The sequence below is a fragment of the Shewanella sp. 1180_01 genome (assembly GCF_052850535.1).
In genome coordinates this window covers 1-1,026 of sequence record NZ_VXCT01000154.1, presented here as the reverse complement: position 1 = coordinate 1,026, position 1,026 = coordinate 1, and the positions used below count along the sequence as shown (strand labels likewise).

Here is a 1,026-nt window from a genome sequence, read left to right as displayed (position 1 = left end):
ATCTTAACTAACACTTCTGCTGTTCGTTCAGCTAAAAAGCTATTGCCCCATTCCGTGTTTCAGCTCGTTAGCTTAATCAAAAACTCCCGCTCCTGTTACCATACAAATTCTCATCTTTTTTCCTAATGTTTGATCCTGCCGTAAATCGCCTAACAATGTATGGGTATGCAGTCGTATTTAAATTTAGGTATTTTGGGATGATTTGAAGACAAGAACAGTGCGCACTAACTCGATTAGCAACAAATAAAACTCTATAAAATCAGATGACTATAGTAGCTGACTTTTAGTTAATAGGTTTGGAAAACGCGCATGCGCGTTTTTCCAGATGGTTTATTTAGCAGAAAGATGATAAGTTCTTTACATACAAATAGTTAACCGTGCGCGTTTTCACTGGTCCAACGAGGTAAACGCGCATGCGCACAAATAACACGAATAAAATGTTAAGTTCGGTCTGTAGTTTAATTGAACCATAGAGAGGAAAGCAAAATGACAGATATTGATATAGGAATTAATGCGGAAGATAGAGTGAAGATCGCTGAAGGTCTCAAACGCCTTTTAGCTGACTCATATACTTTATATTTACAAACACATAATTTTCACTGGAACGTGAGTGGGCCTCAATTCCGTGAGCTACATTTGATGTTTGAAGAGCACTACACTGAGCTGGCTATTGCTGTTGATGATATAGCGGAACGTATACGTACTCTAGATGTGGCCGCTCCGGGGACATACAAAGAGTTTTCAAAACTTAGTTCGATTGAAGAAGTTGAAGGCGTTCCAAGTTCGGAAGAAATGGTTGATTTACTGACTAAAGGGCATGAGCAAGTAATTAAGACCTCTAGAGATGTATTAAAACTTGCGCAGTCTGCAGATGACGAGTCAACGGCAGCTTTGGTCTCTGATCGTTTGCGCATACATGAAAAAACATCATGGATGCTGAGAGCTACGAGAAAGTAGATTGGTGATTCAGAACTTAATCGGGTAGCCGGAGGTATCTAGCCTCCAGCCCCCACACCACCCTGCATT

Annotated in this window: 1 protein-coding gene; it reads left to right on the top strand. The window is 40.4% G+C overall.

Annotated features, from left to right (window positions below):
- Nucleotides 1-486: 486 nt before the first annotated feature.
- Nucleotides 487-957 (top strand): Dps family protein, encoded by a 471-nt coding sequence (locus tag FW758_RS24595; RefSeq protein ID WP_259522133.1) that lies wholly within the window; start codon nt 487-489, stop codon nt 955-957.
- Nucleotides 958-1,026: the final 69 nt, after the last annotated feature.

Bases quoted from the DNA above. Each gene is read 5' to 3' on its own strand.
- FW758_RS24595 (WP_259522133.1), top strand. From the start codon at position 487: ATGACAGATATTGATATAGGAATTAATGCGGAAGATAGAGTGAAGATC.